Origin of the sequence: Lascolabacillus sp., assembly GCF_028696275.1 — a bacterium.
Lineage (GTDB): Bacteria > Bacteroidota > Bacteroidia > Bacteroidales > Dysgonomonadaceae > Proteiniphilum > Proteiniphilum massiliensis.
Map to the genome: position 1 here is coordinate 16,573 of NZ_JAQVHI010000005.1, position 25,913 is coordinate 42,485.

The 25,913-nt window shown below is 36.7% G+C and carries 25 protein-coding genes; 8 read left to right on the forward strand and 17 right to left on the reverse strand.

Annotated features, from left to right (window positions below; translation table 11 throughout):
* The first annotated feature begins 260 nt into the window (after nucleotides 1–260).
* Both PHO43_RS02385 and PHO43_RS02390 read left to right on the forward strand, forming a co-directional pair.
* A complete protein-coding gene (locus PHO43_RS02385; protein WP_154904841.1) occupies nucleotides 261–1,301 on the forward strand; it encodes a metallophosphoesterase in 1,041 nt (346 codons plus the stop codon).
* Nucleotides 1,302–1,307: 6 nt separating this feature from the next.
* Nucleotides 1,308–2,441 carry a metallophosphoesterase gene (locus PHO43_RS02390; RefSeq protein ID WP_288009112.1) on the forward strand — a complete coding sequence of 378 codons (1,134 nt, stop codon included), beginning with the start codon at nucleotides 1,308–1,310 and terminating at the stop codon, nucleotides 2,439–2,441.
* Nucleotides 2,442–2,502: 61 nt separating this feature from the next.
* On the opposite strand, the gene PHO43_RS02395 is transcribed toward PHO43_RS02390, so the two are convergent.
* Together PHO43_RS02395 and PHO43_RS02400 are read right to left on the reverse strand one after the other, a co-directional pair.
* Nucleotides 2,503–3,804 carry a UDP-N-acetylmuramoyl-tripeptide--D-alanyl-D-alanine ligase gene (locus PHO43_RS02395; protein ID WP_053826832.1) on the reverse strand — a complete coding sequence of 434 codons (1,302 nt, stop codon included), beginning with the start codon at nucleotides 3,802–3,804 and terminating at the stop codon, nucleotides 2,503–2,505.
* Between the two features lie 17 nt (nucleotides 3,805–3,821).
* Entirely contained in the window at nucleotides 3,822–4,991 is a 1,170-nt protein-coding gene (locus tag PHO43_RS02400; protein WP_045088893.1) for a C1 family peptidase, read from the reverse strand.
* 165 nt (nucleotides 4,992–5,156) lie between these two features.
* On the opposite strand from PHO43_RS02400, the gene PHO43_RS02405 reads away from it, so the two are divergent.
* Together PHO43_RS02405 and PHO43_RS02410 are read left to right on the forward strand one after the other, a co-directional pair.
* Complete coding sequence (locus tag PHO43_RS02405; protein ID WP_045088892.1) at nucleotides 5,157–5,609, forward strand: hypothetical protein; 453 nt, start codon at nucleotides 5,157–5,159, stop codon at nucleotides 5,607–5,609.
* Nucleotides 5,610–5,616: 7 nt separating this feature from the next.
* Nucleotides 5,617–6,261 carry a ribonuclease H1 domain-containing protein gene (locus tag PHO43_RS02410; RefSeq protein WP_045088891.1) on the forward strand — a complete coding sequence of 215 codons (645 nt, stop codon included), beginning with the start codon at nucleotides 5,617–5,619 and terminating at the stop codon, nucleotides 6,259–6,261.
* On the opposite strand, the gene PHO43_RS02415 is transcribed toward PHO43_RS02410, so the two are convergent.
* From PHO43_RS02415 to PHO43_RS02450, 8 genes are all read right to left on the reverse strand, one after another.
* Complete coding sequence (locus PHO43_RS02415) at nucleotides 6,262–6,960, reverse strand: TatD family hydrolase (RefSeq protein WP_288011177.1); 699 nt, start codon at nucleotides 6,958–6,960, stop codon at nucleotides 6,262–6,264.
* 11 nt (nucleotides 6,961–6,971) lie between these two features.
* Nucleotides 6,972–7,238, reverse strand: a complete 267-nt coding sequence (gene yidD, locus PHO43_RS02420) for a membrane protein insertion efficiency factor YidD (protein WP_045088889.1) — start codon at nucleotides 7,236–7,238, stop codon at nucleotides 6,972–6,974.
* Nucleotides 7,238–7,642: a ribonuclease P protein component gene (gene rnpA, locus PHO43_RS02425; protein WP_045090753.1), complete on the reverse strand. Its 405-nt coding sequence runs from the start codon at nucleotides 7,640–7,642 to the stop codon at nucleotides 7,238–7,240. Before rnpA ends, yidD begins: the two co-directional genes overlap by 1 nt.
* A gap of 148 nt (nucleotides 7,643–7,790) precedes the next feature.
* Entirely contained in the window at nucleotides 7,791–8,555 is a 765-nt protein-coding gene (locus tag PHO43_RS02430; protein ID WP_045088888.1) for a uroporphyrinogen-III synthase, read from the reverse strand.
* Nucleotides 8,552–9,397 carry a DUF4271 domain-containing protein gene (locus tag PHO43_RS02435; RefSeq protein WP_288011180.1) on the reverse strand — a complete coding sequence of 282 codons (846 nt, stop codon included), beginning with the start codon at nucleotides 9,395–9,397 and terminating at the stop codon, nucleotides 8,552–8,554. Before PHO43_RS02435 ends, PHO43_RS02430 begins: the two co-directional genes overlap by 4 nt.
* 72 nt (nucleotides 9,398–9,469) lie before the next feature.
* Nucleotides 9,470–10,066 carry an LOG family protein gene (locus PHO43_RS02440; protein ID WP_045088886.1) on the reverse strand — a complete coding sequence of 199 codons (597 nt, stop codon included), beginning with the start codon at nucleotides 10,064–10,066 and terminating at the stop codon, nucleotides 9,470–9,472.
* 148 nt (nucleotides 10,067–10,214) lie between these two features.
* Nucleotides 10,215–11,525, reverse strand: coding sequence for a methionine adenosyltransferase (gene metK, locus PHO43_RS02445; RefSeq protein ID WP_045088885.1), 1,311 nt, complete (start codon nucleotides 11,523–11,525; stop codon nucleotides 10,215–10,217).
* A 247-nt stretch (nucleotides 11,526–11,772) separates the two neighbouring features.
* Nucleotides 11,773–12,381: an HAD family hydrolase gene (locus tag PHO43_RS02450; RefSeq protein WP_045088884.1), complete on the reverse strand. Its 609-nt coding sequence runs from the start codon at nucleotides 12,379–12,381 to the stop codon at nucleotides 11,773–11,775.
* Nucleotides 12,382–12,578: 197 nt separating this feature from the next.
* Between PHO43_RS02450 and PHO43_RS02455 the strand changes: the two genes are divergently transcribed.
* On the forward strand, nucleotides 12,579–13,472 hold the full coding sequence (locus PHO43_RS02455) for a C40 family peptidase (protein ID WP_052673059.1): 894 nt from the start codon (nucleotides 12,579–12,581) through the stop codon (nucleotides 13,470–13,472).
* On the opposite strand, the gene PHO43_RS02460 is transcribed toward PHO43_RS02455, so the two are convergent.
* Complete coding sequence (locus tag PHO43_RS02460) at nucleotides 13,455–14,285, reverse strand: hypothetical protein (RefSeq protein ID WP_053826837.1); 831 nt, start codon at nucleotides 14,283–14,285, stop codon at nucleotides 13,455–13,457. The genes PHO43_RS02455 and PHO43_RS02460 overlap by 18 nt on opposite strands.
* A 260-nt stretch (nucleotides 14,286–14,545) precedes the next feature.
* On the opposite strand from PHO43_RS02460, the gene prfB reads away from it, so the two are divergent.
* Together prfB and PHO43_RS02470 are read left to right on the forward strand one after the other, a co-directional pair.
* Nucleotides 14,546–15,656 (forward strand): peptide chain release factor 2 gene (prfB, locus tag PHO43_RS02465; RefSeq protein WP_154904843.1). Its coding sequence is split into 2 segments (ribosomal slippage): nucleotides 14,546–14,608 and nucleotides 14,610–15,656, totalling 1,110 coding nucleotides; the frame shifts between segments, so codons are not numbered across the junction.
* Between the two features lie 23 nt (nucleotides 15,657–15,679).
* A complete protein-coding gene (locus tag PHO43_RS02470) occupies nucleotides 15,680–16,720 on the forward strand; it encodes an AI-2E family transporter (RefSeq protein WP_045088882.1) in 1,041 nt (346 codons plus the stop codon).
* A gap of 14 nt (nucleotides 16,721–16,734) precedes the next feature.
* Here the strand turns inward: PHO43_RS02470 and PHO43_RS02475 are convergent, their stop codons facing one another.
* Nucleotides 16,735–17,496 carry a TIGR02757 family protein gene (locus PHO43_RS02475; RefSeq protein ID WP_045088881.1) on the reverse strand — a complete coding sequence of 254 codons (762 nt, stop codon included), beginning with the start codon at nucleotides 17,494–17,496 and terminating at the stop codon, nucleotides 16,735–16,737.
* 84 nt (nucleotides 17,497–17,580) lie between these two features.
* Between PHO43_RS02475 and PHO43_RS02480 the strand changes: the two genes are divergently transcribed.
* Entirely contained in the window at nucleotides 17,581–19,836 is a 2,256-nt protein-coding gene (locus PHO43_RS02480; RefSeq protein WP_053826839.1) for a trypsin-like serine protease, read from the forward strand.
* Nucleotides 19,837–19,849: 13 nt separating this feature from the next.
* On the opposite strand, the gene PHO43_RS02485 is transcribed toward PHO43_RS02480, so the two are convergent.
* The 5 genes from PHO43_RS02485 to PHO43_RS02505 all read right to left on the reverse strand — a co-directional run bounded on the left by PHO43_RS02485 (nucleotide 19,850) and on the right by PHO43_RS02505 (nucleotide 25,502).
* A complete protein-coding gene (locus PHO43_RS02485) occupies nucleotides 19,850–21,556 on the reverse strand; it encodes a lytic transglycosylase domain-containing protein (RefSeq protein ID WP_082057315.1) in 1,707 nt (568 codons plus the stop codon).
* Between the two features lie 44 nt (nucleotides 21,557–21,600).
* A complete protein-coding gene (locus PHO43_RS02490; RefSeq protein ID WP_045088880.1) occupies nucleotides 21,601–22,326 on the reverse strand; it encodes a DUF5683 domain-containing protein in 726 nt (241 codons plus the stop codon).
* 10 nt (nucleotides 22,327–22,336) lie between these two features.
* Complete coding sequence (locus PHO43_RS02495; RefSeq protein ID WP_288011183.1) at nucleotides 22,337–23,242, reverse strand: ParB/RepB/Spo0J family partition protein; 906 nt, start codon at nucleotides 23,240–23,242, stop codon at nucleotides 22,337–22,339.
* A gap of 25 nt (nucleotides 23,243–23,267) precedes the next feature.
* Complete coding sequence (locus PHO43_RS02500; RefSeq protein WP_045088878.1) at nucleotides 23,268–24,032, reverse strand: ParA family protein; 765 nt, start codon at nucleotides 24,030–24,032, stop codon at nucleotides 23,268–23,270.
* 138 nt (nucleotides 24,033–24,170) lie between these two features.
* Complete coding sequence (locus tag PHO43_RS02505) at nucleotides 24,171–25,502, reverse strand: KamA family radical SAM protein (RefSeq protein ID WP_045088877.1); 1,332 nt, start codon at nucleotides 25,500–25,502, stop codon at nucleotides 24,171–24,173.
* Between the last annotated feature and the right edge of the window lie 411 nt (nucleotides 25,503–25,913).

A 25,913-nucleotide genomic window follows, 5' to 3' on the forward strand; every position in this document is an offset into this window, starting at 1 on the left:
ATGATATTATTTTGATATCACAAATATATCATACATTTTTATATTGCCAAAACTTTTTCAATTTATTTTTATATATTTTTTCCATATCTTTATACAATTAATGTATTGTCCCTTTCATAGAGCATTACAATAAGTTAGACATTATATTAAATTGTTCACTTTTTAATTTAGAACTATTGACTCAAAAAGCTATTCTTATAATATTACCTGTAATATTCCTAGCTGTTTATCTGTATACAGCTATCAGGTTATATAAACTTATGCCTGACATTACCCTGATAAAGATCATAGTACCTACTATATTTTTACTTGGTATAATTTCGATGGTTATATTTTTTACTCTGAGTGAAAAACTAAGTTTACAGCTTGCCGGGCAACTCTATTCATTCAGTACAGGATGGTTAGTTGCATTTTTGTATCTATTTATTGGGGTATTACTGATAGATTTTTTTCGCCTCTCAAATCATATTTTTCATTTTATTGACAATGGAACTGTTTACCGAATTTTCACAAATAACACAACAACTTCTCTGATAGTGCTTGGCGTGGTTTCTTTAATTTTAGCTTATGGCAACCTGCTATATCACAATAAAAAAAGACAACATATAAATATAGAGAGCGATAAGATTTCAGAACCAGTTAAAATTGTGGGCATTAGTGATCTCCATATTGGATACACCATTTCTGCAAAAGAGGTTGATAAATGGGTTGAGTTAATAAACTCCGAGAAGCCTGATATTGTTATAATCGCAGGTGATATAATAGATAATCATCTCAGACCACTAATAAATGATTCAACAGAGAGTGTATTAAAAAAAATCACCAGCAATATGGGTGTATATGCCTGTACAGGAAATCATGATATGATGTTTGCTATAAATGAAGATCCGGATTTTTATGATAGAGCTGGCATAACCCTTTTAAGAGACAGACATATAAACTTAAACGGAATAACTATAATTGGTCGCGATGATCATTCAAACAGAGGCAGAAAAAAGCTGAACGACATAATGGAACAAGTAGACAGGTCGTCTTTCACCATTCTGCTGGATCATCAGCCTTTGAAACTTGAAGAAGCAATGGAAAATAGTATTAATTTTCAATTCTCCGGTCATACTCACAGAGGACAGATATTTCCAATTTCATTGATAGCTGACAAAATATTTGAAGTATCTCATGGATACTTAAGAAAGAGCAACACTCACTATTTTGTAACCACAGGAATAGGAATCTGGGGTGGTAAGTTTCGTATTGGAACCAGATCAGAATATCTTGTTATAGAACTGCACCCATCAAGTTAAATAAATATGCGCGCACTTATAAATGCTTATATAATTCATGTTACACTTGGCGTTTTAGTCTTCCTAAAAGGCTGGCACACATTCGACAAGAAGAAATGGGCACGTATTATCCTGATAATTCTTTTCGGCCTTGAATTTCTTATATATACTTATGGATTTTTCTTCTACAGAACCTTACCCGATAACGTTGTCCAGCTGATCCGGGTGATGGGAACAAGCTGGATGCTGTTTCTGCTTTATACAGGAGGGCTATGGTTTATAACCGATCTCATATATATATTTGTAAGAAGATTACTAAAGAAGCCCTGGTATCTTAACAGACAGTCCCGTAAATTCAGAATCATATCATTGACTATTCCTATATTATTTGTGACCGGAGTAATGATAAACGGGCACTACAAATTCAATAACCCGGTTGTGCAGGAATTGCGGTTAAATATTGAAAAGCCTGTTGAAGAGTTTGATTCTGTACGTATAGCAGTAATTGGAGACATGCATTTAGGATGGATGATTAACCGCAAGCATGCCAAACGATATGTTGATCTGATTATGTCACAAAAACCTGATTTGATTCTATTTGTGGGTGATATAATAGATTCGCATATTGAACCTATATTGGATCAGGATATTAAAGATGAGCTGGTTCGACTTTCAGCCCCTCTGGGTATATATTCCTGCACAGGGAATCATGAATACAGATATGATGCTGAAGAGAAAATTCAGTTGTTAAATGAATCTGGAATTGTGATGTTGCGCGATTCTGTGGTATTAATTGATAGCGCAATATATGTAGTTGGTCGTGACGACAAAGTAATTCTCGACAGAAAATCAACCGAGGAAATTATATCAGAAAATCATGTTGATATGTCAAAACCTGTTATCATACTTAACCACACCCCTGATAATCTGAGCGAAGAATCTGAGGCAGGAGCTGATTTAGCACTTTACGGGCATACACACCATGGACAGACATTTCCAGGTAATATTGCAACAGAAATTGTATTTGAGGTTGCTCATGGTTATAAGAAAAAGGAGAACACCCATGTTTATGTTACATCAGGGATTGGTTTGGTGGGTCCACAATTTCGTATCGGTACAGTATCTGAGATCGCAATAATCACCATACTGTTCAGGAATTAATTATCCTGAATAATAACTGTGATCTACTCTGTTCTCAACAACTATTTTATAAAACTAAAATCTACAAATAGCTAATCACTTTATCTAACTGCACAGAATGTGATCCTTTAATAAAGATATAATAGTCTTTTACTGGATTATTTTCCAACTCCTTTATCAGATCGTCAACATTTTCGAAATACCTGCAATTCTCTTTTTCCTCAAGCAGATCCTTAAAAACTCCACCAACAAGATATCTAAGTGAAAAAGATTGCTTCTCAAGGTACTTAACCATTTTTCTATGCTCCTCTTCACTAACATCCCCCAACTCTTTCATTTCACCCAGAATCACCATTTTTGGCAGTGATGTAGGTATAGAGGTAAAGAAATCGAGAGAGGTCTTCATACTTGTAGGATTTGCATTATATGTATCGATAATCAGATCATTTTTTTCAGTTCTCATAAACTGCGACCTGTAATTGGTTGGCTCATACTCTTCCAGTGCAGCACTGATCCTCTCTGCATTTATGCCGAAGAATTTTGAAATAGCCACTGCTGCAATAGCATTATCAAAATTATATTCACCCACTAGTCGTGTTTTAACTCTGTATGAACTGTCGAAAAAGCTCCAGTCAAACTCCAAAAAAGGTGTTGAGTCAGCTATCGAGCCAGATGCAAAAAGTGAAGGATCATTTTTACCATATAAGATGCGGTCCATTCCTTCTGACAATTCATATAGTGTTTTATTATCTCTGTTAACAAAAACCTTACCCTCATGAGCACGAATGAAATCATATAATTCGCACTTTGTACTGATTACATTCTCAATTGTTCCAAATCCCTCCAGATGCGCCCTGCCTACGTTAGTAATAATTCCATAGTCCGGCTCAGCAATCTCACACAGCTCTTTAATATCTCCCGGGTGGTTAGCTCCCATTTCAACTACTCCTATCTCATGTGATTTATCCATAGAAAGGAGCGTTAAAGGCACACCTATATGATTATTATAATTACCTTGTGTTGATGCAACTTTGAATTTTCTAGATAATGAAATTGTAATTAACTCCTTTGTAGTAGTTTTCCCATTTGTACCTGTTATTCCAATAATAGGTATTTTAAGCTTCTTCCTGTGGTAGTTTGAAAGGTTCTGCAATGTAGACAGAACATTTTCAACCTTGATGATACGGTCATTCTTGATATTGTCATCCCACTCATCCACTACAGCATATGCGCACCCAATTTCCAAAGCTTTTTCGGCAAACAGATTACCATTGAATCTGTCACCTTTTAAAGCAAAGAAAATTGAGTCACGTATACATATCCTGGAATCGGTACTGACCTTTGGATATTTACAAAAAATGGAGTAGAGCTCTTTAATATCCATATCCACACCTTAAATCATTAAAGGCCAAGTTTTTTTGCAATAGAAGCAGGAATTGCATCCTTATGAAGCACAATACTAAGTGTTTTATACTTAACAAATGCTTCGGATGCATACCATAGTCCATCATAAGGTCCGGTTTCACCCCATGAATTTTTTACCATATAAAATTTATTGCCATTCTGGTCATTTGCAATACCGTAGATCTGCATACCATGGTCATCGGTTGTCTGATAGTTATCATAAGCTATCTGACGCATTTCCTGAGTTATTTTCTTTTCTGCCAGCACTTCCGATCCTACACGTGCTCTGATACTGGCATCACGTTCGCGACTTGATTGACCTAACCATCTTTCCTGATCGCTGCCTGCATTTTCCGGAGCATTCTCATCAGGCACAATAGCAATACCTGAACGTGAGAATCCTGCTTCACTAACATCAGATGCCCACGCAATAGTATAGCCCTGCATTATTGCATTATCCATTACCTCTATTAACTCCTCAACAGGAAGATTATATGAATTAGCCCATCTCCAGTTATCCGGTACTTCAATAGGAAATGCGCTATAAAATGGCTGATGATTAAATGAGGTTAATGAGATATAATCATCCTGATTTAATCCTAAGTATTTTGCAAAAGTATGTGGTGTATACTCTTTTCCTTCATACATAAACTTCTCTGGCACTTCTCCAAGGTATGTATCCAGGATTGCTGAGAATCCATTAAACCATACAGGAGAGAGATTTCTTGCACCGATAATCCCATTCATGTATCCTGCGAGTACTTTGTCTAATTCTCCATGATCATGGGTTTCAGAGCCATAATTAAGACCGGTATATGCTTCATTTGGCATTATCCCAAAATCATTTATTGTTTCAACTACATCAGCAAATGATCCTCCTGCTGCAAAATTCAGGTGTCCATGCAGTCGTGCATGTTTTTTTGCTTTATCTTCATAATTCTTTCTTACAATATACATTTCAGACAGGTCAAAGGTACCTTTTCCCATCCTGATCAGTTCAGACTCCAGTAGTCCCACTCCTGAAAAGCTCCAGCATGTGCCTGAACTTGATTGATTCTTTACTGTTGTAATCGGATTTTCCTTTACAGTTTTAAAAACATACGCACTCTGTGCGGAAACTGATAATGCAATAAGAAATGCAAAGAAGATTGTAGTAATTTTTTTCATTATAAGAATATAGTTATGTTGTTCAGATAGATAATGAAATATTAATAATTTTGTGAGTAACAAATATAGCCTAAATAAACCAATTTCCACAGTTAATTAGGTTACTATTTCGATATAAAAGAAAAAATAAACGGTATCTTTGCCACTTAAATAGTTCACTAAATTATGGATGATCTGAAACCTAAAAAGAAGAGAAAACGTAAAGGGCTTACGTGGTTCATTGGTATTCTGGTACTTGCTTTAAGTATTTTTGTATACGTAAGATATTATTACGTTTTTGGTACAGGAGTAAAATCTGGAGAACTCAATTACCTCGTATATAAGGGTGTAATATTTAAAACATATGAAGGAAAACTTATACAATCCGGATTCCGCGCCGACAGACCTGGAGGTTTACAGTCAAATCAGTTCGACTTTTCAGTTGTTGATGAAGAGATTGCACAGAAATTAATGATATCAGGTGGAAAGAATGTCCAGTTGCATTACAAAGAGTATTTTGGAACATTACCCTGGAGAGGATATACAAAGTTTATAGTAGACAGCATTGTCTCCATTCAGGATCCTGTCGGCTCCGACACATTGGAAGATCTTACACCTTATATCCTTGAATCTTTGTGAGGTAGTAATGGCAAAAAATAAAAAGTATTATGTTGTTTGGAAAGGAGTAGCACCCGGTGTATACTCCTCCTGGGATGATTGCAGGAAGAACGTGCATGGCTTTGAGAATGCATTGTATAAATCATTCTCCTCAGCTGAAGAAGCTCAGCGTGCATTTACAGAAAATCCATGGAAGCATCTAACCTCCAAAAATGGAAATAATAAGCAAAAAAAAGAAAAGGCTACTCCTTCAAATATTTCAGAAAACATAATTACCGAAAGTATTGCTGTTGATGCAGCATGCAGCGGTAACCCCGGTCTGCTTGAGTATAGAGGTGTTTATGTAGCAGATGGTATCGAAATATTTCATGTAGGTCCTTTAGAAGATGGGACAAACAATATAGGAGAATTTCTTGCTATTGTACATGCACTTGCACTGCTCAAAAATGATAATAAGAATACACCTATCTACTCAGACAGTGTAAATGCAATAAAATGGGTTGCCAGAAAAAAATGCAATACCAAGCTTGAACGTACAGAAAGGAACAGGCCGATTTTTGAACTTATTGAGCGAGCTGAAAAGTGGCTGAAAACCAATAGCTATTCAAATCCAATAATTAAATGGGAAACTGCCGATTGGGGAGAAATACCGGCAGATTTCGGAAGAAAATAATTAATCCTCCTCTTCCTCTTCAGGGAAATATGGCTTGGGAGGTTTAACTGAAGGGAATACTCTGCGTACATTCTCAGCAATTCTTAAAGCAAACTCCTCTCTATCCATATTAATTGCCTGTGATGCCTGAAGATAAACATCTCGAATAGACATTTCACCCTCATCGGTCTCACAGAACAGTGAGTCAATCGGTATCATCTGTAGTGAATCTATATTGATGGATTCTCCAACAGAAAAAAGAAATCCTTCATTAATAAGTCTTTTTGTCAATTCAGGCTTTCCCCTGTATCCATGGATTACCCATGGTTGTGTAGGTTTGGTCTCCTTCTTGACTTTAATCAGCTCTTCCCACGCTTTAACACAGTGGATTATTATCGGTTTACCCAAACTCTCAGATAACACAATATGTTTTTTGAAAACAGGAATTTGCACATCCAATGAAGGCCCTTTCAGCTTATCCAGTCCGGTCTCCCCTATTGCAACGATACGCGGATCAGATGAAATCTCAGCAAGATAAGCCATTTGTGTTTCACTATCCTCAGAGTACCATGGATGAATACCGCAAGAGAATGAATGTCTTTGGTGAAGTTCTTTAGCAACTTCAAATTCAAGTGAGTATACGTCGAAGATACACGAATGATAAGGGTCATCGTTATCTTCAGTGTAAATCTGGTGTGTATGAACGTCGTAAAATTCCATATTTTATTATCCTATGCTTTCTTCTGTCTTTTTTTTGCTTTAGGTTCCGGAACAGGGTCATAACCCGATCCTCCCCAGGGATTGCAACTTAATATTCTTTTAATTGTCAGATAAAGTCCCCTGAATGGACCATGCTTTTTTAATGCTTCTATTGCATACTGCGAACAGGTTGGAGTATATCTGCAACTTGGAGGAAAAAGCGGAGAAATAGCTGCTCTGTAAAAATGTACAGGGATTAATAATATCCATGTCAACAGTCTCTTAAAACCATTCCACATTATTCTCTGCTCGACTCTAAATTCTTTTTAATCTCAAACAATGCCTTACGCATGCCCTTCTCAACTGCAGTAAAATCAGTTAACTCGTCTTTCACATAAACAAAAGCTATCTCCAAAGATCCGAAGTTACCTCCAGAAACCTCATTAAGAATATGTTTGTTCAATCTATATGCCTCTCGTGTTAGTCGTTTCAGCCTGTTACGCTTTATTGCAGACCTAATCCTTTTTTTAGGTATACTGATCAATATTTTTGGCGCTTCAGGATTCTGAGAGGACCTCTCAATATAAACTACTCTCAGAGGATAAGCTACAAAAGATTTGCCTTCGGTAAATAGAGATTCAACCCTTTTTTCTCCTGTTAATTTCTCCTCTTTCTTGAAAAAATATCGATGTTCGTTATCCATAGATAAAAGCATTTCCTCTGAAAGCAATTACTGCAACAAAGATAAACCTTTTTAAAATCAAATATCAGACTTTAGGAAAAAAAATAGGAAAAGTATAAAAATGTACTTTTCCTATTATATCATATAATCAATAATTATAATATTGAGATTAATTATGGTGCTTATGATTTTCTTTCAAAAATGCATCCAAAGCCGCAACCATAGATGGGTATTCTGGTTGAGGTGCTTCACAATCAAGCCTGAAACCCGCCTCCTCAACAGCCTTAGCCGTTGTAGATCCAAAACAGCCTATTGCTGTATCGCCCTGTTTATAATCAGGGAAATTTTTCACTAATGATTGTATTCCAAGCGGACTGAAGAAAATGATCATGTCATAATCAAGTTTCTCGTTTTCCGGGAATGTATTGCTAACTGTTCTGTACATAACACTCTTGGTGTAATCAAGTTTCTTTTGATCCAGGAGCTGAGTTATGTCTTCATTATGCTCTTCAGGCAATGGGAATAAAAACTTCTCTTTTGAGTGTTTTGTAAAATAATTACTTAATCCCTCAATTCTGCCTGTCTGGCTAAAAAATATCTTTCTCTTCCTATAAACAATATATTTCTGAAGATAAAGTGCAACTGTCTCGGATATACAGAAATACTTCATCGTTTCAGGCATTGCAATCTTAAGATCCTCGCAAATTGAGAAGAAGTGATCGACTGCTGTTCTGGAAGTAAAAATTATTGCTGTAAAGTCAAGTATATTAATTCGCTGTTGACGAAACTCTTTAGACGAAACTCTTTCCACAACTATAAATGGATAGAAGTTAAGAGTCAAATGATATTTCTCCGCTAAATCAAAATATGGAGACTTATCGCTGGCTGGCTTGGGTTGAGAGATTAAAATTTTCTTTACTTTACGAGCGTTCATATTATATTATTTCCTGCTATACTTATAAACGAAAGCATCCCTTTATAAAACAGTAAATAGGGTGCAATTTCAGTGCCGCAAAGATACACAAAAAAATAAAAACTACCTACTTTATTTTTAACAAAAATATTTAGGAGCTCTATTGCTACTACTAATCGGACTATTACAAATACTGTTAATATGAGGATTAATAAGGTAGATCTGCTCTCTGGTAAAAAAACATATGCAAACAGTGGAATAAAGAGTACAACCCCGGCAAGTTCAATTAAACGGAAGTATCGACTTATCCAGTTTTTAATATCATTATGCAGGAAAAAGCTTGCAATTGACCTGTAGATTAGATACTTCAAGCAGGCAAGGAGCGTCATTGCAACAAATACGGACAGGAAATTAAATGCGTATGAACTAAATGTGACAACAAGTATCCCTTTATCTATCAGATAGGTTGTCAGAAATATGGTGAAAAGAAGAATTGACTGAAATATCATGAATACCTCACCCCATACTTCGGTTGTAGTAACCTGCTCTTTATAACCTTTTGACGATCTGCTGCTAAAGCTTAGTATACTATTGAAATTTCCGGAAAGTGCAACACCTTCTTTACTGAATATAAATGAGAATATGATAAAGCAGATAAAAAACATTGAGAATAGAACACCACTCATCAATGGGTTTAATAAAAAAGAGGAGCCTTCAATTCCGCTAAACATTGAAAACTTCTCATGTAATAAAACTGAATCGGGCGAAAAGAGGACTCCTTGCGGATTCGTAGATAAATATTCATAATTCCCGAAATCCACATTAATCAAATCTTTTTGAACAGGTGGTTCTGCTGTTCTCAAATATAATGATAGCGAATCCTGTATTGTATCCTGGAATAAGAGTGGCACTTACTTAATTTGTTTTACGCAAATTTACAACTCTTTTTTGTGATTTTTAGAAAATGAGGGATTCCAATCTGATTTATTCTTCAGTATGTTTATCACCTCCTCCGGTGTGGAAGCAACTTGCAAAAGGTTTGCGTATGAAGGATTCATAAACTTCTGCTCAATCATTCTTTCCAAGAAATCAAGCAGAGGATCATAGTAATTATTTGTATTGAGAATTATAACAGGGTTCTTAAAGAGTCCAAGCTGTTTCCAGGTAATAATTTCAGCTAATTCTTCAAGGGTGCCGATACCACCTGGCAATGCAATTGCCGCATCTGAAAGACGAGCCATCTGCTCTTTTCTCTCATGAATAGTTTCTGTAATTATTGTTTCGGTCAGACTTTCATGACACCATCCTGCTTCAACCATAAATTCGGGTATGATACCTTTTACTCTGCCACCGTTATTCAGAACAGCGTCATTCAGAACTCCCATTAATCCCAGCTTTCCTGCACCTGTGATACAGTCAACACCATTCCTGGCAAGCAACTCTCCAAGCTTCTCGGCATCTTTAATGTATGATTTGTCAATTTCCGGACTTGAAGCGCAGTAGACAACAACTATGGGGTTCTTTTTATTCATTTGATATTAATATAATGGAGGATGGGACATATTATCTTCATACCCACCTCATTAAAAAATGAGGTGGGCAAGGACTATGTAATATTAAAGTATACCTTTTGGTATTATAACAGATAAATTATTGTTATGTAAAAGGGGTGAATATCACCTAATCATTAAGATTGAAAGCTTTCTTGATTTTATCAACATAGTCAAGCTTTTCCCATGTGAACAGCTCAACATTGTATTCAACCGGATTTGACATATAACGGGATTTGAAAACTTTTTTCACTGTCTGAGGCTCCCTTCCCATATGACCATAGCTGGCTGTTTCAAAGTAGATGGGGTTGCGAAGCTTAAGACGCTGCTCTATTGCTTTTGGACGTAAGTCAAAAAGCAACCTGATTTTATCTGCAATCTCAGAGTCAGTCATATTCACTTTGCTCTTACCGTATGTGTTTACATATATACTCATGGGTTCTGATACCCCAATTGCATAAGATATCTGGATCAGTATTTCAGAAGAGACTCCTGCTGCTACCATATTTTTAGCTATATGACGAGCTGCATATGCTGCAGATCTGTCTACCTTTGAGGGGTCTTTACCTGAGAAAGCTCCGCCACCATGTGCTGCTTTGCCTCCGTATGTGTCAACAATTATTTTACGTCCGGTTAAACCTGTATCGCCGGTTGGTCCTCCAATGACAAACTTACCTGTTGGGTTTACAAAATATTTGATATCTCCATCAAATAGTTTAAGTATGTCTTTACGACGTTTATACTGTGCCTGCACACGAGGTATCAGTATTGTTCGAATATCGGTTTCAATTCGCGAACGCATCTTTTCATCTGCTTCTAATGCCGCTTCTTTGGTGTCTTTTTTGGGTTTCTCGAACTCATCATGCTGAGTTGAAATCACTATTGTATCTATTCGCAAAGGGATTCCTTCCTCTGAATATTCTATAGTTACCTGTGACTTTGCATCGGGACGAAGGTATGGCATGAGGACTGACTCATTCTTGCGGATATTTGCCAGCTCAATGAGTAATGCGTGACTCAAATCGAGTGATAGCGGCATGTAGTTGTCGGTCTCATTTGTTGCATATCCAAACATCATGCCCTGATCTCCTGCACCCTGTTCCATTGGGTCTGATTTCTGATCAACTCCTCTGTTTATATCATCAGATTGTTCATGTATACTTGAGAATACGCCGCATGAGTTTGCCTCGAAACCATACTCACTTTTTGTATAGCCTATTTTGCCTATCACATTACGTGCTACTTCTGCAACATCAACATATGCATTGGATTTTACCTCACCTGCAAGCACAACCTGACCTGTGGTAACAAGAGTTTCACATGCTACTTTTGAATTGTGGTCGTATGCCAGAAACTCATCAAGAATTGCGTCCGATATTTGATCGGACACCTTATCCGGGTGACCCTCCGAAACAGACTCGGAAGTAAATAAATAACTCATTTTTTAATAGTTTATGCCTTCTTTTATAAATATGATATTTATAAAGAAAACGTCGTTATACATTATAAATATAAACAACGTGTGAACTGCAGCATAAAAGTGAGGGGAAATTCAGAAAATCGTTTTAGCATTTTTTTCTGTGGTTGCAAGCAGTCCAAATCTCTCCACATTGTTTTACAACGACAAAGGTAAGAACATTCTGTTATTACGATGAAAAAAAAAAGTTAAATGATTTGAACCTTACATTTTAAGGCATAATTTCATTATCCTTGAGCCACTTTTCTAGATTAAGATCTTCTGTTAAATGAACTACTTTAAAATTCATATTCAGGGCTGCCTCAACATTAGTGTGATTGTCATCGATAAAAAGTGTTTCTTCTGCTTTTATATCAAATCTATCCAAAAGGGTTTGATATATTCTTGAATCAGGTTTTATTAATTTTTCCTCTCCTGATACTACAATACCATCAAGATCTTTGAAAAAACCGTATCGCTCCATTGCGTGAGGTATGGTTTCTGCTGACCAGTTTGTAAGTCCATACACTTTGTACTTTTCTTTCAAGGGTTTTATGAGTTTAACATTTTCTTCAAACAGACCGCCAAGCATTTCGGTCCATCTACCATAATACATCTCTATTTCATTCTTATACTCAGGGTGTTTTTTCTGTAGCAGTTCAGTGGCTTCGGAAAGAGGCCTACCCTTATCTTGCTGTATATTCCACTCGGAACTACAGATATTCTCAAGAAAATAGCTCATCTGCTCCTCACTGTCAAACACTTTTTTATATAAATATACCGGATTCCAATCAATCAGGACTCCACCAAAATCGAATACGATATTTTTCAAATGCTTCATTTCAATATTTTTTTTATCAGACAGACTTCAGGTTATAAATATACTACATAAATCGATATAAATTGCCATAATAAAACAGTGTTCCGCTAAAGGTTTAAATTTCATAAAATAAGAGGGGCATTGTTAATATTAGCATAACCATCAGTTACAGAAAGTATTTTTATTTAATTTTGCTTTCTTGAGCTCAAGTGCATAATATGATACTGAAACTATTTTCTGGAAACTATTTATTTAAACTTGTTTCACTTTTCACTCTGATTATACTTCTCGCATCGTGTGGAGCGGGCAGAACAGGTTTATCCCGAAAAAGCAGTACCACAGCTTTACAAAAGGATGTGCTTGATTTTAGTAAAAAACATCTTGGCAAGCCTTACAGATATTCAGGCAAGGGGCCAAACTCTTTTGACTGCTCAGGCTTTACTTCGTATGTATTCAGAGAGTTCGGTTTTAGATTAAACTCCAGTTCTGCCGGACAGGACAAGCAATTCCCCTCCATTACCAGCAAAGATAAGCTTAGAAAAGGTGATCTGGTCTTTTTTGAAGGCAACAGAAAAAATGGTAGCGTGGGACACGTGGGAATTGTTACTGAAACCTATCCCAATGGCGAGTTTAGATTTATTCATGCTTCAACTACAAGTGGAGTGATTATTTCATCTTCCACTGAGCCATATTATGCTTCACGCTACCTGCGGGGAGGAAGAGTTCTGAAAGAGAATTCATATCAGGAAGATGTAAAACGAAATGTGGTTGAATCTGCAGAACTTGTACTTAAACAACTGAATCCAGCTATAATAACAGTTGCACAAACAGACCCTTCAAAAAACCCGGAGCTGCTTACTCAACAAGGTCATAGTAAAAAGCGAGAGCAAAAAGATAAACTGCCGATAGTTAAATCTGATGTAATATTGCGAGAAGAGAATGCACTTGTTCCTACTCCATTTGAAACTCATATTGTACAACCTGGAGAGACTCTTTACTCTATCTCAAAGAGATATGGTTGTTCCGTTGAAGAGATAAAAAAATGGAACCCATATCTGGATTCCATTTTAAAGGCTGGTGATAAATTAAATATCTTACCAGGCATCAACTAATTTTGCTGATGCAACATTAATTGATGGTTTAATATCCATAGGTTCCGATGATGAAAATGGTATCGGCGCGTTAGAAAACAACATAAGAGGATATGTTGAAACAAGGCTGGCATCCTCTATTCTTACAATTGCAACAGGCAATGATGAGGATGATCCTTCTTTACTTTCAACTACTTCTAATATCGTAAAAGCAACCACTCCTAGATTTTCCCCTTTTAAGTTTGCATAAAATGGAGTGTAGTTTACAGACAAGTCATCTTCATATACAACTGCATAGACTGTTTTCCCTTTCAGCATAGAAATACCGGATGCACGTAATGGAACAACTCCAGGCACTTTTTCAAGATGCTCTTCGTTTCCATTATATCCTAAACCGGGACCAGCCATAAAGTAGTTGAACGAGCCGTCTGAGCCTGGGCCGGCATCTGACCAGCTAGTTGGAATATAAGTAGGTGCAAACCACCCCTCATCGCCAACCTGACCTGTAAATAACGGAATCTGCTTTCCTACATTTTCTTTGAAATATGGCAATATTTTGCGAAGACCAATTTCTGAAATATTACCGTTTATCTCCCAATCTTTAAACATATTGGGCTCACTGTCATTGTCAATACTTTCCTCATCAATGAGAAGAAATACCGCACCAGAAGATTTAGACTTTGGATAGCTTTTTTCTACTTCTTCACTATAAAGTCCACTTCTGTTATCGAAACTGTCCATTTTGTCATCAATATATGTACATGAACAAACAACACATACTACCAGCATCACTGAAGATATTTTCAGGAGCTTGCTAAAATTAATCTGTTTCATAACGATATTTTTACGTTAATTGATTGTAAACCACAAATATGAGAATAATTAAATTATTATAGAAATTAAATGCATATTATTCTATTTTTTTAATTACCGCATATCGTTGTTAACATAGTTTTGCCCTTTTTGATTGCACATATTGGACAGCTGTCCAAAATATGCATATAAAGAATGTGCCATCTTTCATTATTGTATTGAAAATGATTCATGTTTGCCTCATTTTATGTATTTTTGTCCTCGAATTTAAAAAAACGATTATGATTACAGCAGACCAGCTTAAAGATGTGCTGGAGCGCGAGAAAGCGCTGAGGGGGTATCTTTGACATCGATTCAAAGACCATACAGTTAGAAGAAGAGGAACTTAGGACTCAATCGCCTGATTTCTGGAGCGATGCAAAATCTGCCGAAGCCCAGATGAAAGTGGTAAGAGAACTTAAATTTTGGATAAATTCCTATAATGAGGTTAAGTCAGCTGCTGATGAACTGGAGCTGGCTTTTGACTTTGTAAAAGATGGCATTGTTACTGAAGAAGAGGTCCAGAAAAGTTACGAACATGCTATTGCATTAATAGAGGATCTTGAACTTAAAAACATGCTCAGAAGAGAGGAGGATAAGCTTGGAGCAGTTTTAAAGATAAATGCAGGGGCTGGTGGTACAGAAAGTCAGGACTGGGCTTCGATGCTCTTCAGGATGTATCAGAGATGGTGCGAAAGTAAAAACTACAAAACTACTGTTACAAACTGGCAGGATGGTGATGATGCAGGTATTAAAACCGCTACACTTCAGGTTGAAGGAGAACTGGCATATGGTTTTCTAAAAAGTGAAAACGGGGTACATCGTTTGGTTCGTGTTTCCCCTTTCAATGCACAGGGAAAACGTATGACATCTTTTGCATCGGTATTTGTGGTTCCACTTGTGGATGATTCTATCGAAATAGAGATTAATCCGGCCAACTTAAGCTGGGACACTTTCCGTTCATCAGGTGCTGGAGGACAGAATGTAAACAAAGTGGAAACAGGTGTTCGTCTTCACTATAATTATAAAGACCCTGATACCGGCGAGGAACAGGAGATAGTGATAGAAAATACCGAGAGCCGCTCTCAGATGGGTAACCGTGAAAACGCCCTTCGTCTTTTGAAATCGCAGCTATATGAAATAGAGCTGGAGAAAAGGCGTGCAGCACAGGCAGCTATTGAAGCGGGTAAAAAGAAAATTGAGTGGGGCTCACAAATCAGAAGTTATGTATTTGACGATCGCAGAGTGAAAGATCACAGAACAAATTATCAGACATCTGACGTTAATGGTGTTATGGATGGAGATATTGATGCATTTATTAAAGCATACCTGATGGAATATGGTGGTGAATAATATATAATTGTAATTAAGGTGTCATGAACTCAGATAAGAGGAATTCAGTCTATAGATATGTCTTAGTTGGATTTATTCTATTACTGTCTATAATCATTTTTACAGAAATGAGATACTATCTGGGTGGATTTATGGCAGCAATTGCAATGTACTCCATTCTAAGAAGCCTGATGATTAAATTGGTTGAACAGCACAAACTGAGTCGCGGTTTGAGCGCATCAATCATTGTATTAGGTTCTGTAATATTTTTTCTATTACCGCTTACAGGAATAGGTTTTTTGGTGGCAGATACGATATCCGGCATCAACATTAATCCTGAACAAATTAAAATCTATATTGAAGAGTTTGTTTCGGAAGTTGAAAGGAAAGCAGGAATTGAAATATTTACACCAGAAAACCTATCTTTCATACCTGAAGCAGGCAAATCATTTATGCAAATAATGGCTTCAAGTCTCAGCTCTATGGTAATGAACAGTGTAATAGCAATTTTTGTACTATATTTTATGTTAGTAAGCTATAACAACCTGGAGGTGGTAATAATGGAGACATTACCGTTTTCTGAAGAGAATAAAACAATACTCAGGCAGGAGACAAGAGCAATTATACTCTCAAACACTATCGGTATTCCTGTAGTTGCATTATCTCAGGCAGCTCTTGCATACGTCGGATACTTATTCTTAGGTGTAAATAATCCTCTTGTGTATGCAATATTAGTTGCTTTTACAACTGTAATTCCTGTTGTTGGTACCTCTTTAGTGTGGGTGCCGGTTGGACTTTCAGCAATTCTGACAGGTGATATTTTACGAGGGATTCTGTTATTGGCTTATGGTTTGGCAATCATTGGCGGTTCAGATGCAGTAATCCGTTTTGTACTTCAGAAAAAACTGGCAAATATACATCCGCTGATAACTTTTTTTGGAGTACTGACAGGTCTGGCCATGTTTGGTTTCTGGGGGATAATTTTTGGTCCTCTACTACTCTCTTTATTACTGCTGCTATTCAATATGTACAGACATGATTATATAAAAGAGTCAAACGTAAATCCCCGCATAGCAAGCAAATAAGAGTGTAACAAAAACTAAAACACCTTCTCTATAGAGAGTCCAAACAGAGCAAAGTCATATTTTGCAGGATCATCATTATCAAGTAACCTTAGATTTTCATAAAGCTCCAGAGCTGTTTTCCAGTCGGTCTGCTTCCTGGTAATTAGTCCCAACTTCCTTGCAGTCCTGTCAACATGCACATCAATAGGGCAAATTAACGAACTTTGCGGAATACGTTTCCAGAGACCAAAATCTACACCTTTATCATCATCCCTTACCATCCATCTCAAGTACATATTCAACCTCTTGCATGCTGAATTGCGGGCGGGTGTTGCCACATGCTTTCGTGTTCTGAGAGGGGCATCCGGACTATTAAAAAAGTTATATTCAAAACCAACAAGCGAGTCTTCCATAGATATAAATCTGCCATTGGAGAGAAATGCATCTTCCAGAGAATCGTTTTCATTATAAAACCTACAAAGAAAATCTACAAAATAGAGTAAATCTGTATCGTTGAAGGTTCGATGCTTAAAACCTAAAAGATTTTTCAAATCTTCTTCTCCGTGACCTGTTATAAACTTATAGGGTTCATTGTCGAATCTGACAGCGAGTTCTTTACACTTGTTTATAATTGTTTTTCTCTGACCCCAGGCTAGCGTTGCAGCAAAGAAGCCCATGATTTCTTTGTCCTGCTTACCACTAAAACTATGTGGTATTGAAATGGGGTCATCTATTACAAAGGAAGGATTGTTATAATAATCTGCTTTTTCATCAAGCAGTTCTTTTAATTTGATCATAGAAGTATATTTATTCTCTGCAAAATTACTACTATTTCTTAAAAAACCTTACATTTGTGTTCACATCCATTATTAAACCATTTAATGAGACGCGAATTCTTTTTTCTATTTACCTTTATTATACTCTCCCACACTTTAAAGGGTCAAATAAGTCACGGAGGACAACCATTACCTTTGAATACTGATGCAGGTGTTAGAGTTTTCGCTCCTGCTGCCGATCTTTTTATCGATATGCCAAAATTCAACGAGCAGGAAGCTTTATGGCGGTCTGGTCTGGAAAATTCAAAATTCAAGAGTCTGGAGTTTGCTCATAAATTTGATGTTCATTTAAGACCCGATAACTCCGGAATAAACTTTACTGTCGGAAATATAAATGTATGGCGAGTGGGAATTCGCTCAAAAAATGCATACTCTTTAAATATTCTTTTCTCAAAATTCAAACTTTCCAAAGGTGCTAAAGTGTTTGTCTATAATTCCGATCAGACAGAGATACTTGGATCCTTTACTCATGAAAACAACAGTGACCTGAACCTGTTGCCAGTTCAGCCTATTGGAGGAGACGAACTTATTGTAGAATACCAGGTTCCTATAGATGAAGCTACGCAAAGTGAAATAGAGATAGGAGAGGTGAACCATGACTTTATAGGAATATTCAGAGCAACAGAACCAAGGGATCCTTCTCAATCCTGTCATCCCAACTTAATCTGTTATCCTGAAAATATTCAGCCGGGAAGCGGAGTTGTGGCTCTGATTATAAATGGAACAATTTATTGCACGGGTAGTCTTGTGAATAATAGCTCTGAAGATGGAATACCATATATACTTACAGCTACACATTGTCTAAATTTTGATTATAGCGAGAGTTTCCTCAGAAACAGGCAATATAATGTAGTTGCAGGTAATATTGTAGCCTTTTTTAATTATAATTCACCTGTTTGCTCACCGGACATTAGAGGACCTTTACAGATGTCAATGGCATCGGCTGACTCTGTACTTATTAGTGAACGACACGATATCTCTCTGTTGAAATTAAAACAGGCTCCTCCTAAAGAATATCAACCATACTATCTGGGATGGAATGCGGGAAATGACTCCGGTTCATCTTCCTTAGCTCCATTTCATGGAATACATCACCCTAATGGAGGAATAAAAAAAGTAGCTATTGAAGAGAGCTCTCTTGCGGTTGGTACTTTTAGCGACCCTACTTCTAAATATAACATGGAGCCAAACTCATTTTGGGTAGTGAGAGAATGGGAGACAGCTGCTACTGAAGCTGGTTCATCAGGATCGCCTCTACTTGACAGACAAAAAAGGATAGTAGGAACTCTTACTGGTGGTGAGTCTTTTTGTTCTTCTACCCGTGGACCAGATATCTATGCTTCTTTAAACAAGTTCTGGAATGTGCAAGGCTCACTTAATAATCCAAACCCTATTAGCTATTACCTTGATCCTGCTGGAACAGGTGTAAACAGGATTGATGGATTTAATCCCTATTCTGACGAGCCTTATACAAAAAGCCACAACTATAGAACTGATGAAAATGCTACCGAGCTATATTTTGAGTCTGTACCTATGTTTGCTACTAACAATACATTTGGTTATAACGAATTTGCCGAAGAGTTCTTTGCAAAAGAGAATATACAGCTAAGAGGAATTTTTATTTCATCTCCTTCTACCGGTGATATCTCAAATAAAAATATAAGAATCAGAATTTACACAGGTGATAATGGACCACAGAATCTGATTCAGGAGATACCCTTTAATTATAGTTACAGATACTATGGGAATCAGAGTTTCAATTATGCCAATAGGGATATGAGGCATAACGTGGAGAATTATATAGAACTGCCAGAACCAATTACACTTAACGGCAGTTTTTACATTTCATATTATGAAGCTAATGGAATACCAAACGGATTTTCAGTATTTAATACAGAGCAACGTAAGTTAGGATCAGGTATAATATCTACAGCTTGGATGAAAAACGCTACAGGATGGGTACGCTCATCTGAAAATATGGAAAACCCTGCCAACACCTCTCTTCTGATTGCACCGTATATAATAGGCAATAGAGAGATTAAGGTAGAACCGGATCTTGACCAGACTACAATATCGGTATATTACTCGGGTGAGGTCAAACGTATCTTTATTGAGTCAAACGATGATCTGCTTGAATGGGAGATATTTTATGTTTCAGGACAAAAAATACATCAGGAAAGTACAGATATAAGCTTGAACAGAACATCCTATTCGGCAGTACATCTGCCTAAAGGAGTATATATAGTAAAAGTAAAAACAGTTAATGGAACAACAAGTGCAAAAAAGGTTTTAGTGATCTAGATCACTTACAACTTTAAAAATCCACCACAAAATCTGAGATTTTCTCTATCTCCTCTTCAATCTGAATCTCCTCTGCTTCGGTAGTTTTATTTAACTGACTTTTCAGATAATCAGAAATTATATTACTCCCGACATGTTGATCTTCCTGCTTGGCTTCCTGATTTGATTCCTGCTCCTTTTCAGCAGGTAAAGCTACAACTTTCTGTCCAACAATCAGTTGGTCATTTATATCGATTCTTGTTGACTTAAGATTATTCCATGAACGCAGTTGTGAAACAAGTACATTATTCTTTCTGGCAATTTCACCCAATGTATCACCCTTTTTAACTCTGTAATACGTATTTACAGTTGTAGTTTTGCCATCTGTAATGGTCTGTGCTAGTTGTTGCTGTGTCTCAGCCGATTGAGCAGGTGCAGCCCTCTTTCCCACAATAAGTCTCTTCCCTACACTCAGTCGATCAGAAGTTAATCCATTCCATGATTTAATCCTGGCAACCGTGGTTCCATTTCTTCTGGCAATTGTAGATAAATTATCACCTCTCTTAACCTGATAATAGACATCTGTTGTATTACCATCAGCAAGTGAGGCTGACCCATTCATATAGTCATCAGTGTATGTTCTGTGTGTAAAATATGTATCTCTGTTATAGTTTCTGATGGAATCATTCTGATCTATGTAAGCATACATTTTTTCAGTTGGTAATACCAAAGCATACGACTTGTTCCCCGGAATTATATCCTTCTTATACTGGGGATTCAATCTTTTAATCTCGCTAACCGGCATATTAAGTACACCAGCAATCTGTTCAAAATGCATCTCTTCATTAACATGAACAGTATCCAAAGCTAATTCAGAACCATAAGCACCGGCTGGACAAATATTATGATCGGCATAATGATTCATAATATAATTTGCTGCGATAAAAGCAGGCACATAACCCCTTGTTTCTCTGGGAAGACGATTATAAATCTCCCAATAATCGCGCTTACCACCACTTCTTGCAATTGCTTTATTCACATTACCCGGCCCACAATTATATGCAGCAATAACCAAATTCCAGTCTCCATATATAGTATAAAGATCTTTCAGATACTTTACTGCTGCCTGAGTAGATTTATAAGGGTCTCTGCGTTCATCTACAAGACTGTTCACTTCTAGTCCGTAACCTTTACCCGTTTTAAGCATAAACTGCCATAATCCGGTAGCTCCTACGCGTGAAACTGCAGTTGGGTTTAAGGCTGACTCAATTACCGGAAGGTACTTTAATTCAAGTGGCATTCCTTCTCTGTCGAGCGCCTCCTCAAACATTGGGAAATAATACTCCCCCAATGCAAGCATATAACTCACCTGATCTCTTCTTCTGCCTGCATACATCTCTATATGATTTTTCACCACCTGGTTATATGACAACTCCATAACGGTTGGTAAATCATATAACCTTTTGGCATATACAGAGTCGTGATATGTAATGTTTGCACCCCTTGTACAATCCAGATCAGATTTTGATAAATCAAGTTGCCACTCATGCAGAAGAGTGCCAATATTTTCGGTCATACTTTCCGGATATACAATAGAACTATCACTTATTAATCCAGAATTGTTGTTTTGCGATCTTGAGTTTTCACTCTCATTATCATTCTTGTAACTGGTATTGTTTTGAGCATATAAACCTAAGTTTCCAAATAAAAAAATCAATGATAATAGGACAGTATTTTTCATATCAGGATTTCCTCTTTATTCAATATTTTATCTGATATTAAAATCTAAAAATTAATACTCCATTGCAGACCATAGGAGCTTCCCATGTAGTTAGGCCTTTCTTCCCTTAAAAGTGCAGGCTCTATTCGCATAGATAAATCAGGACTCATATCAAAATCAAACAATTGAGCATCAACATAAGAATCAACAATTGCAAGTAAGTATAAAGCAAAAGTCCCAATTATACTCAAATCACGATAATATCTGTAATAGTCCTTCCTTTGCTGAAGAACATCCGTGAACCATTTTTGATCTACTGATTCAGGATCCATGCCAAATGGCAGCAGATTTTGCCACCTGTTAGTCTCAGGATTGCTATCCATAATATCTTGATACCCCCCAAGATAATCCCTGTAATAACCGTTATTCCAAGTTATTGCATATGTAAACCCCACAAAACCACCGTACAAGATAGGTAATTTCCAGTACTTTCTATTATAAATCTGACCCAGACCCGGAAAAATGGCTGAATATATTACAGCCTTCCTAGGTGTAGGTTTAAACATATACATAGGAGCGGAGAACTTATCTGAATATGTTTCAGGAAGTAAAAGTGGTGATTTTCTGTCTATTACAACAACATCAGCTGAATCACCCTCAATCGCAAAAGTTGAATCCTTTGCAACTATCTGTAATGAATCAGTATGTTGTTGAGTAGAAAAAATCTGTGCATGCAATCCGGCAGAATAAAATATAAACAGCAGAAAAACATGCAATCCGGAAACCTTCATACTAAATTTGTTATTTCATTTTATCGAACATAACTATAATTCTTTCCAGTTCATCTGACGAATTAAAAGGAATTGTAATCTTCCCTTTTCCATTCTTATTATAGGAGAACTGAACATCTGTTTCAAAATAGGAAGAGAGATGCTTCTTTAAAATTTCGAAGTCATCCGGTAATTTCTGTTTTGTTTTCTTATTTTCTGATTTTGCACTTTTACCTTCGGGATTTATGATATCCTCAATCTGCTTTCCATCACTATACTCTCTTACAATTGTCTCTACGTTTCGCACAGAAAGACCTTCTTGTAATATAACATTATAAAGTGAAAGCTGAGCAACAGGATCGTTCATGGTTACCAAAGCTCGTGCATGACCCATATCTATCTTTTTATCTTTGACACCCATTTGAACTTCAGCAGGCAATTTTAAAAGACGCAGGTAGTTAGCTACAGTGGCTCTTTTTTTCCCTACTCTTTCACTAAGCTGCTCCTGAGTCAAAGATAGTGTGTTGATAAGTTTCTGATAAGCCAATGCAATCTCTATGGAGTTAAGATCTTCACGCTGAATGTTTTCAATCAGCGCCATCTCCATAGTCTCATCATCATCGGCAGTTTTTATATATGCAGGTATTGACGTTAATCCTGCCATCAACGATGCGCGGTAACGTCTCTCTCCGGCAATTATTTCATAAGAATCTTCATCAATCTCTCTTAAAGTAATAGGTTGAACAAGACCGATTGATTTTATTGAAGCTGCAAGCTCCTGAAGAGCCTCTTCATCGAAAGACCTTCTTGGTTGATCAGGATTTGGTGCAATTTTATGAAGTTCAACCTCACTAATTGATGAGGAGCCCTGTGTATCGCCTTCATTAAAGGTTATCAGTGCATCCAATCCTCGTCCTAATGCATTCTTTTTTGCCATAATTTAATTTGTCAGATCTACAAAGTTAGGCATTTTTTCCAATAAGTTCCTGTGCAAGCTGAAGGTAATTGATAGCCCCTCGCGAACCGGCATCATACATTAACGCAGGCTGAGCAAAACTTTGTGATTCACTAAGAGTGATATTTCTCTGGATTACCGTAGTAAATACCAGCTCTTTAAAGTGATGTTTCACCTCCTCATAAATCTGGTTATGAAGTCTTAAACGTGAATCATACATAGTTAGAACAAACCCCTCAATTTCGAGGGATTTGTTAAGTTTTGATTTAATAATCTTAATAGTATTCAACAACTTACTTAGTCCTTCAAGTGCAAAATACTCACACTGAACAGGAATCATTACAGAATCGGCGGCAGTAAGTGCGTTAACTGTAATTATGCCTAAAGATGGTGAACAATCAATCAGAATATAGTCATATATTTCCTTTAATGGCAAAAGTAATTCCCGTAGTCTTTTCTCTCTGTTATCCATTTGAACCATCTCCACTTCCGCTCCTACCAGATTAATATGTGAAGGTATGATATCGATATTTTCAAATGGAGTGTTGAGTATAGTATCCTGAGACTTGCTTTTACCAATCAGTCCTTCATAAATAGTATTCTCCACACTTTTAATATCGATACCTAAACCTGAGGAGGCATTTGCCTGTGGATCTGCATCAACTACGAGCACCTTTTTATCTAAAGCTGCCAACGAGGCTGCAAGATTAATTGTAGTAGTTGTTTTACCAACTCCGCCTTTCTGATTTGCCAAAGAGATTATTCTTCCCATACTTCAATTTTCATAAAGCAACTTTCTTATGTTGCTTCAGATGGCAAAATAAACAATAAATCGAATATTTTTGTGTTAAATATTTAAAACGTTATCTTTTTTGTTGATAAGTAAGTTGATATGTTAGTTATTTTCTTACTATTCCCAAATAAAATCAGTGTCTCTTCCATTCTTTCCTAACAGATTATCTTTCTGAAAGAAAAACTCTTTTTCTCCAAATGCAGGTACTAATTCATCAAACCAAGTTGCCTTTTTATCATATTTCGCGAAGAAAGGTATATCAATTAATTTTGGGTTACGGCATTGAATAAATCTCAGCACAAATACTTTTTCTCCATGTACCTCTGTCACACCCAGTACTTGAACCTTACCCGGACCAGCACTCATACTTGGTCCTCTTACGGTGCGACTAACCCCACTAACACTTCTGTATGCTTTGCGGAAAATATCCCATGCTTTCTCTAGTGGCACATCAAAAAACTCTTTAGATCCGGTATCTCTGGCTACAAACATATAATAGGGTATTAAACCAAGTCTAACCTGCTCTTTCCACATATTTGCCCATATTTTAGGATCATCATTTATATGTCGCAGTAGTGGCGATTGAGTTCTAATCTGTGCACCTGTATTTCTAATACGTTCAATTGCCTGCTTCACTACATCAGTAGATAATTCAGCCGGATGATTGAAATGCGCCTGGAAGGCAAGATGTTTACCCGCTTTCTGCACTTTTTCAAACAGCATAAGAAGGTCATCTGCATCCTTATCTGTTAAAAATCTGTATGGCCAGTATGAAAGAGTTTTAGTTCCAATACGTATATTTTTGATATGATCAAATTCTTTAGTAAGCAGTGGTTCAATATATGCAGCCATTATACTTGCTTTTGCAGTAAGAGGGTCACCACCTGTAAAAAGAACATCTGTTACTTTAGGATGTTTTAAAAGATATCTATGCAGCAGATCAGCCTCCTTCATTGCAAACTTAAGTTCATTCATGCCAGAAAACTGTGGCCAGCGGAAACAGAATGTGCAATATGCGTGACAAGTCTGTCCCTGACTGGGAAAAAACAATACAGTCTCTCTGTATTTATGCTGCATACCGTGCAGCTTTATTCCGTCAACCATTGGAATATTCTTTTCCTGACCTGCAGGATTAGGATTCAGTTTCATCCTTATATCATAAACCTTCTGTTTAAGAGCTGCCTCATCTCCTTTGTCCAAAAGTGATTTCACTTCATTATAATTTTTCCTGGATAACATCTCCTTTCTGGGAAATGTGAGTGTAAAGATTGGATCATTGGGAACATTATTCCAATCGATAAGCTGCTCCACAACATAGTTATTAGCTTTGAACGGTAATACCTGACCAACTACCCTGATAGCTTCCTGTTCTTCTTGAGTTAGAGAACTAATTTGAGGTAAATCGGTAAAATTCCTAAGAATATAATTTCTGTACTTAATTGTTTCCATATTATATATTAATTTTTAACACAGGAGAGAAAAAAAACCTGCAGATGTGGTTCAGGTTGATATGTGTTGTTTTCACCTGAAACACAAAAATAAGAAAAAAGCGTCAAAAAGACAATTTTTATAACACTTTTTCTCAATTTCAACGACAACCGTTAACATTTTGCTCTATTACCTTTTATTATAATAGATATTTTTTTTAAAGTATTGCTATTATTAAATTATTATTACTACTTTTGCGGTTCTATGATAATGTTTTTATCACATACAAACCTTCACCAAGCAGCAGTCCTTGTCCGACGACGCTCTTGATTTATATACAGACAGCAAACAGTATGCTGACTCTGTCCCTCCGTCTATTTACTTTTGTCGCTTTATTGCGATTATTCACAACACAACAACTATCTTTTTTAT

What these genes read in the sequence shown, in the direction of transcription:
- PHO43_RS02385 (WP_154904841.1), top strand. Translation starts at nt 261, where the DNA reads ATGCCTGACATTACCCTGATAAAGATCATAGTACCTACTATATTTTTA.
- PHO43_RS02390 (WP_288009112.1), top strand. Translation starts at nt 1,308, where the DNA reads ATGCGCGCACTTATAAATGCTTATATAATTCATGTTACACTTGGCGTT.
- PHO43_RS02395 (WP_053826832.1), bottom strand. Translation starts at nt 3,804, where the DNA reads ATGGATATTAAAGAGCTCTACTCCATTTTTTGTAAATATCCAAAGGTC.
- PHO43_RS02400 (WP_045088893.1), bottom strand. Translation starts at nt 4,991, where the DNA reads ATGAAAAAAATTACTACAATCTTCTTTGCATTTCTTATTGCATTATCA.
- PHO43_RS02405 (WP_045088892.1), top strand. Translation starts at nt 5,157, where the DNA reads ATGGATGATCTGAAACCTAAAAAGAAGAGAAAACGTAAAGGGCTTACG.
- PHO43_RS02410 (WP_045088891.1), top strand. Translation starts at nt 5,617, where the DNA reads ATGGCAAAAAATAAAAAGTATTATGTTGTTTGGAAAGGAGTAGCACCC.
- PHO43_RS02415 (WP_288011177.1), bottom strand. Translation starts at nt 6,960, where the DNA reads ATGGAATTTTACGACGTTCATACACACCAGATTTACACTGAAGATAAC.
- yidD (WP_045088889.1), bottom strand. Translation starts at nt 7,238, where the DNA reads ATGTGGAATGGTTTTAAGAGACTGTTGACATGGATATTATTAATCCCT.
- rnpA (WP_045090753.1), bottom strand. Translation starts at nt 7,642, where the DNA reads ATGGATAACGAACATCGATATTTTTTCAAGAAAGAGGAGAAATTAACA.
- PHO43_RS02430 (WP_045088888.1), bottom strand. Translation starts at nt 8,555, where the DNA reads ATGAACGCTCGTAAAGTAAAGAAAATTTTAATCTCTCAACCCAAGCCA.
- PHO43_RS02440 (WP_045088886.1), bottom strand. Translation starts at nt 10,066, where the DNA reads ATGAATAAAAAGAACCCCATAGTTGTTGTCTACTGCGCTTCAAGTCCG.
- metK (WP_045088885.1), bottom strand. Translation starts at nt 11,525, where the DNA reads ATGAGTTATTTATTTACTTCCGAGTCTGTTTCGGAGGGTCACCCGGAT.
- PHO43_RS02450 (WP_045088884.1), bottom strand. Translation starts at nt 12,381, where the DNA reads ATGAAGCATTTGAAAAATATCGTATTCGATTTTGGTGGAGTCCTGATT.
- PHO43_RS02455 (WP_052673059.1), top strand. Translation starts at nt 12,579, where the DNA reads ATGATACTGAAACTATTTTCTGGAAACTATTTATTTAAACTTGTTTCA.
- PHO43_RS02460 (WP_053826837.1), bottom strand. Translation starts at nt 14,285, where the DNA reads ATGAAACAGATTAATTTTAGCAAGCTCCTGAAAATATCTTCAGTGATG.
- PHO43_RS02470 (WP_045088882.1), top strand. Translation starts at nt 15,680, where the DNA reads ATGAACTCAGATAAGAGGAATTCAGTCTATAGATATGTCTTAGTTGGA.
- PHO43_RS02475 (WP_045088881.1), bottom strand. Translation starts at nt 17,496, where the DNA reads ATGATCAAATTAAAAGAACTGCTTGATGAAAAAGCAGATTATTATAAC.
- PHO43_RS02480 (WP_053826839.1), top strand. Translation starts at nt 17,581, where the DNA reads ATGAGACGCGAATTCTTTTTTCTATTTACCTTTATTATACTCTCCCAC.
- PHO43_RS02485 (WP_082057315.1), bottom strand. Translation starts at nt 21,556, where the DNA reads ATGAAAAATACTGTCCTATTATCATTGATTTTTTTATTTGGAAACTTA.
- PHO43_RS02490 (WP_045088880.1), bottom strand. Translation starts at nt 22,326, where the DNA reads ATGAAGGTTTCCGGATTGCATGTTTTTCTGCTGTTTATATTTTATTCT.
- PHO43_RS02495 (WP_288011183.1), bottom strand. Translation starts at nt 23,242, where the DNA reads ATGGCAAAAAAGAATGCATTAGGACGAGGATTGGATGCACTGATAACC.
- PHO43_RS02500 (WP_045088878.1), bottom strand. Translation starts at nt 24,032, where the DNA reads ATGGGAAGAATAATCTCTTTGGCAAATCAGAAAGGCGGAGTTGGTAAA.
- PHO43_RS02505 (WP_045088877.1), bottom strand. Translation starts at nt 25,502, where the DNA reads ATGGAAACAATTAAGTACAGAAATTATATTCTTAGGAATTTTACCGAT.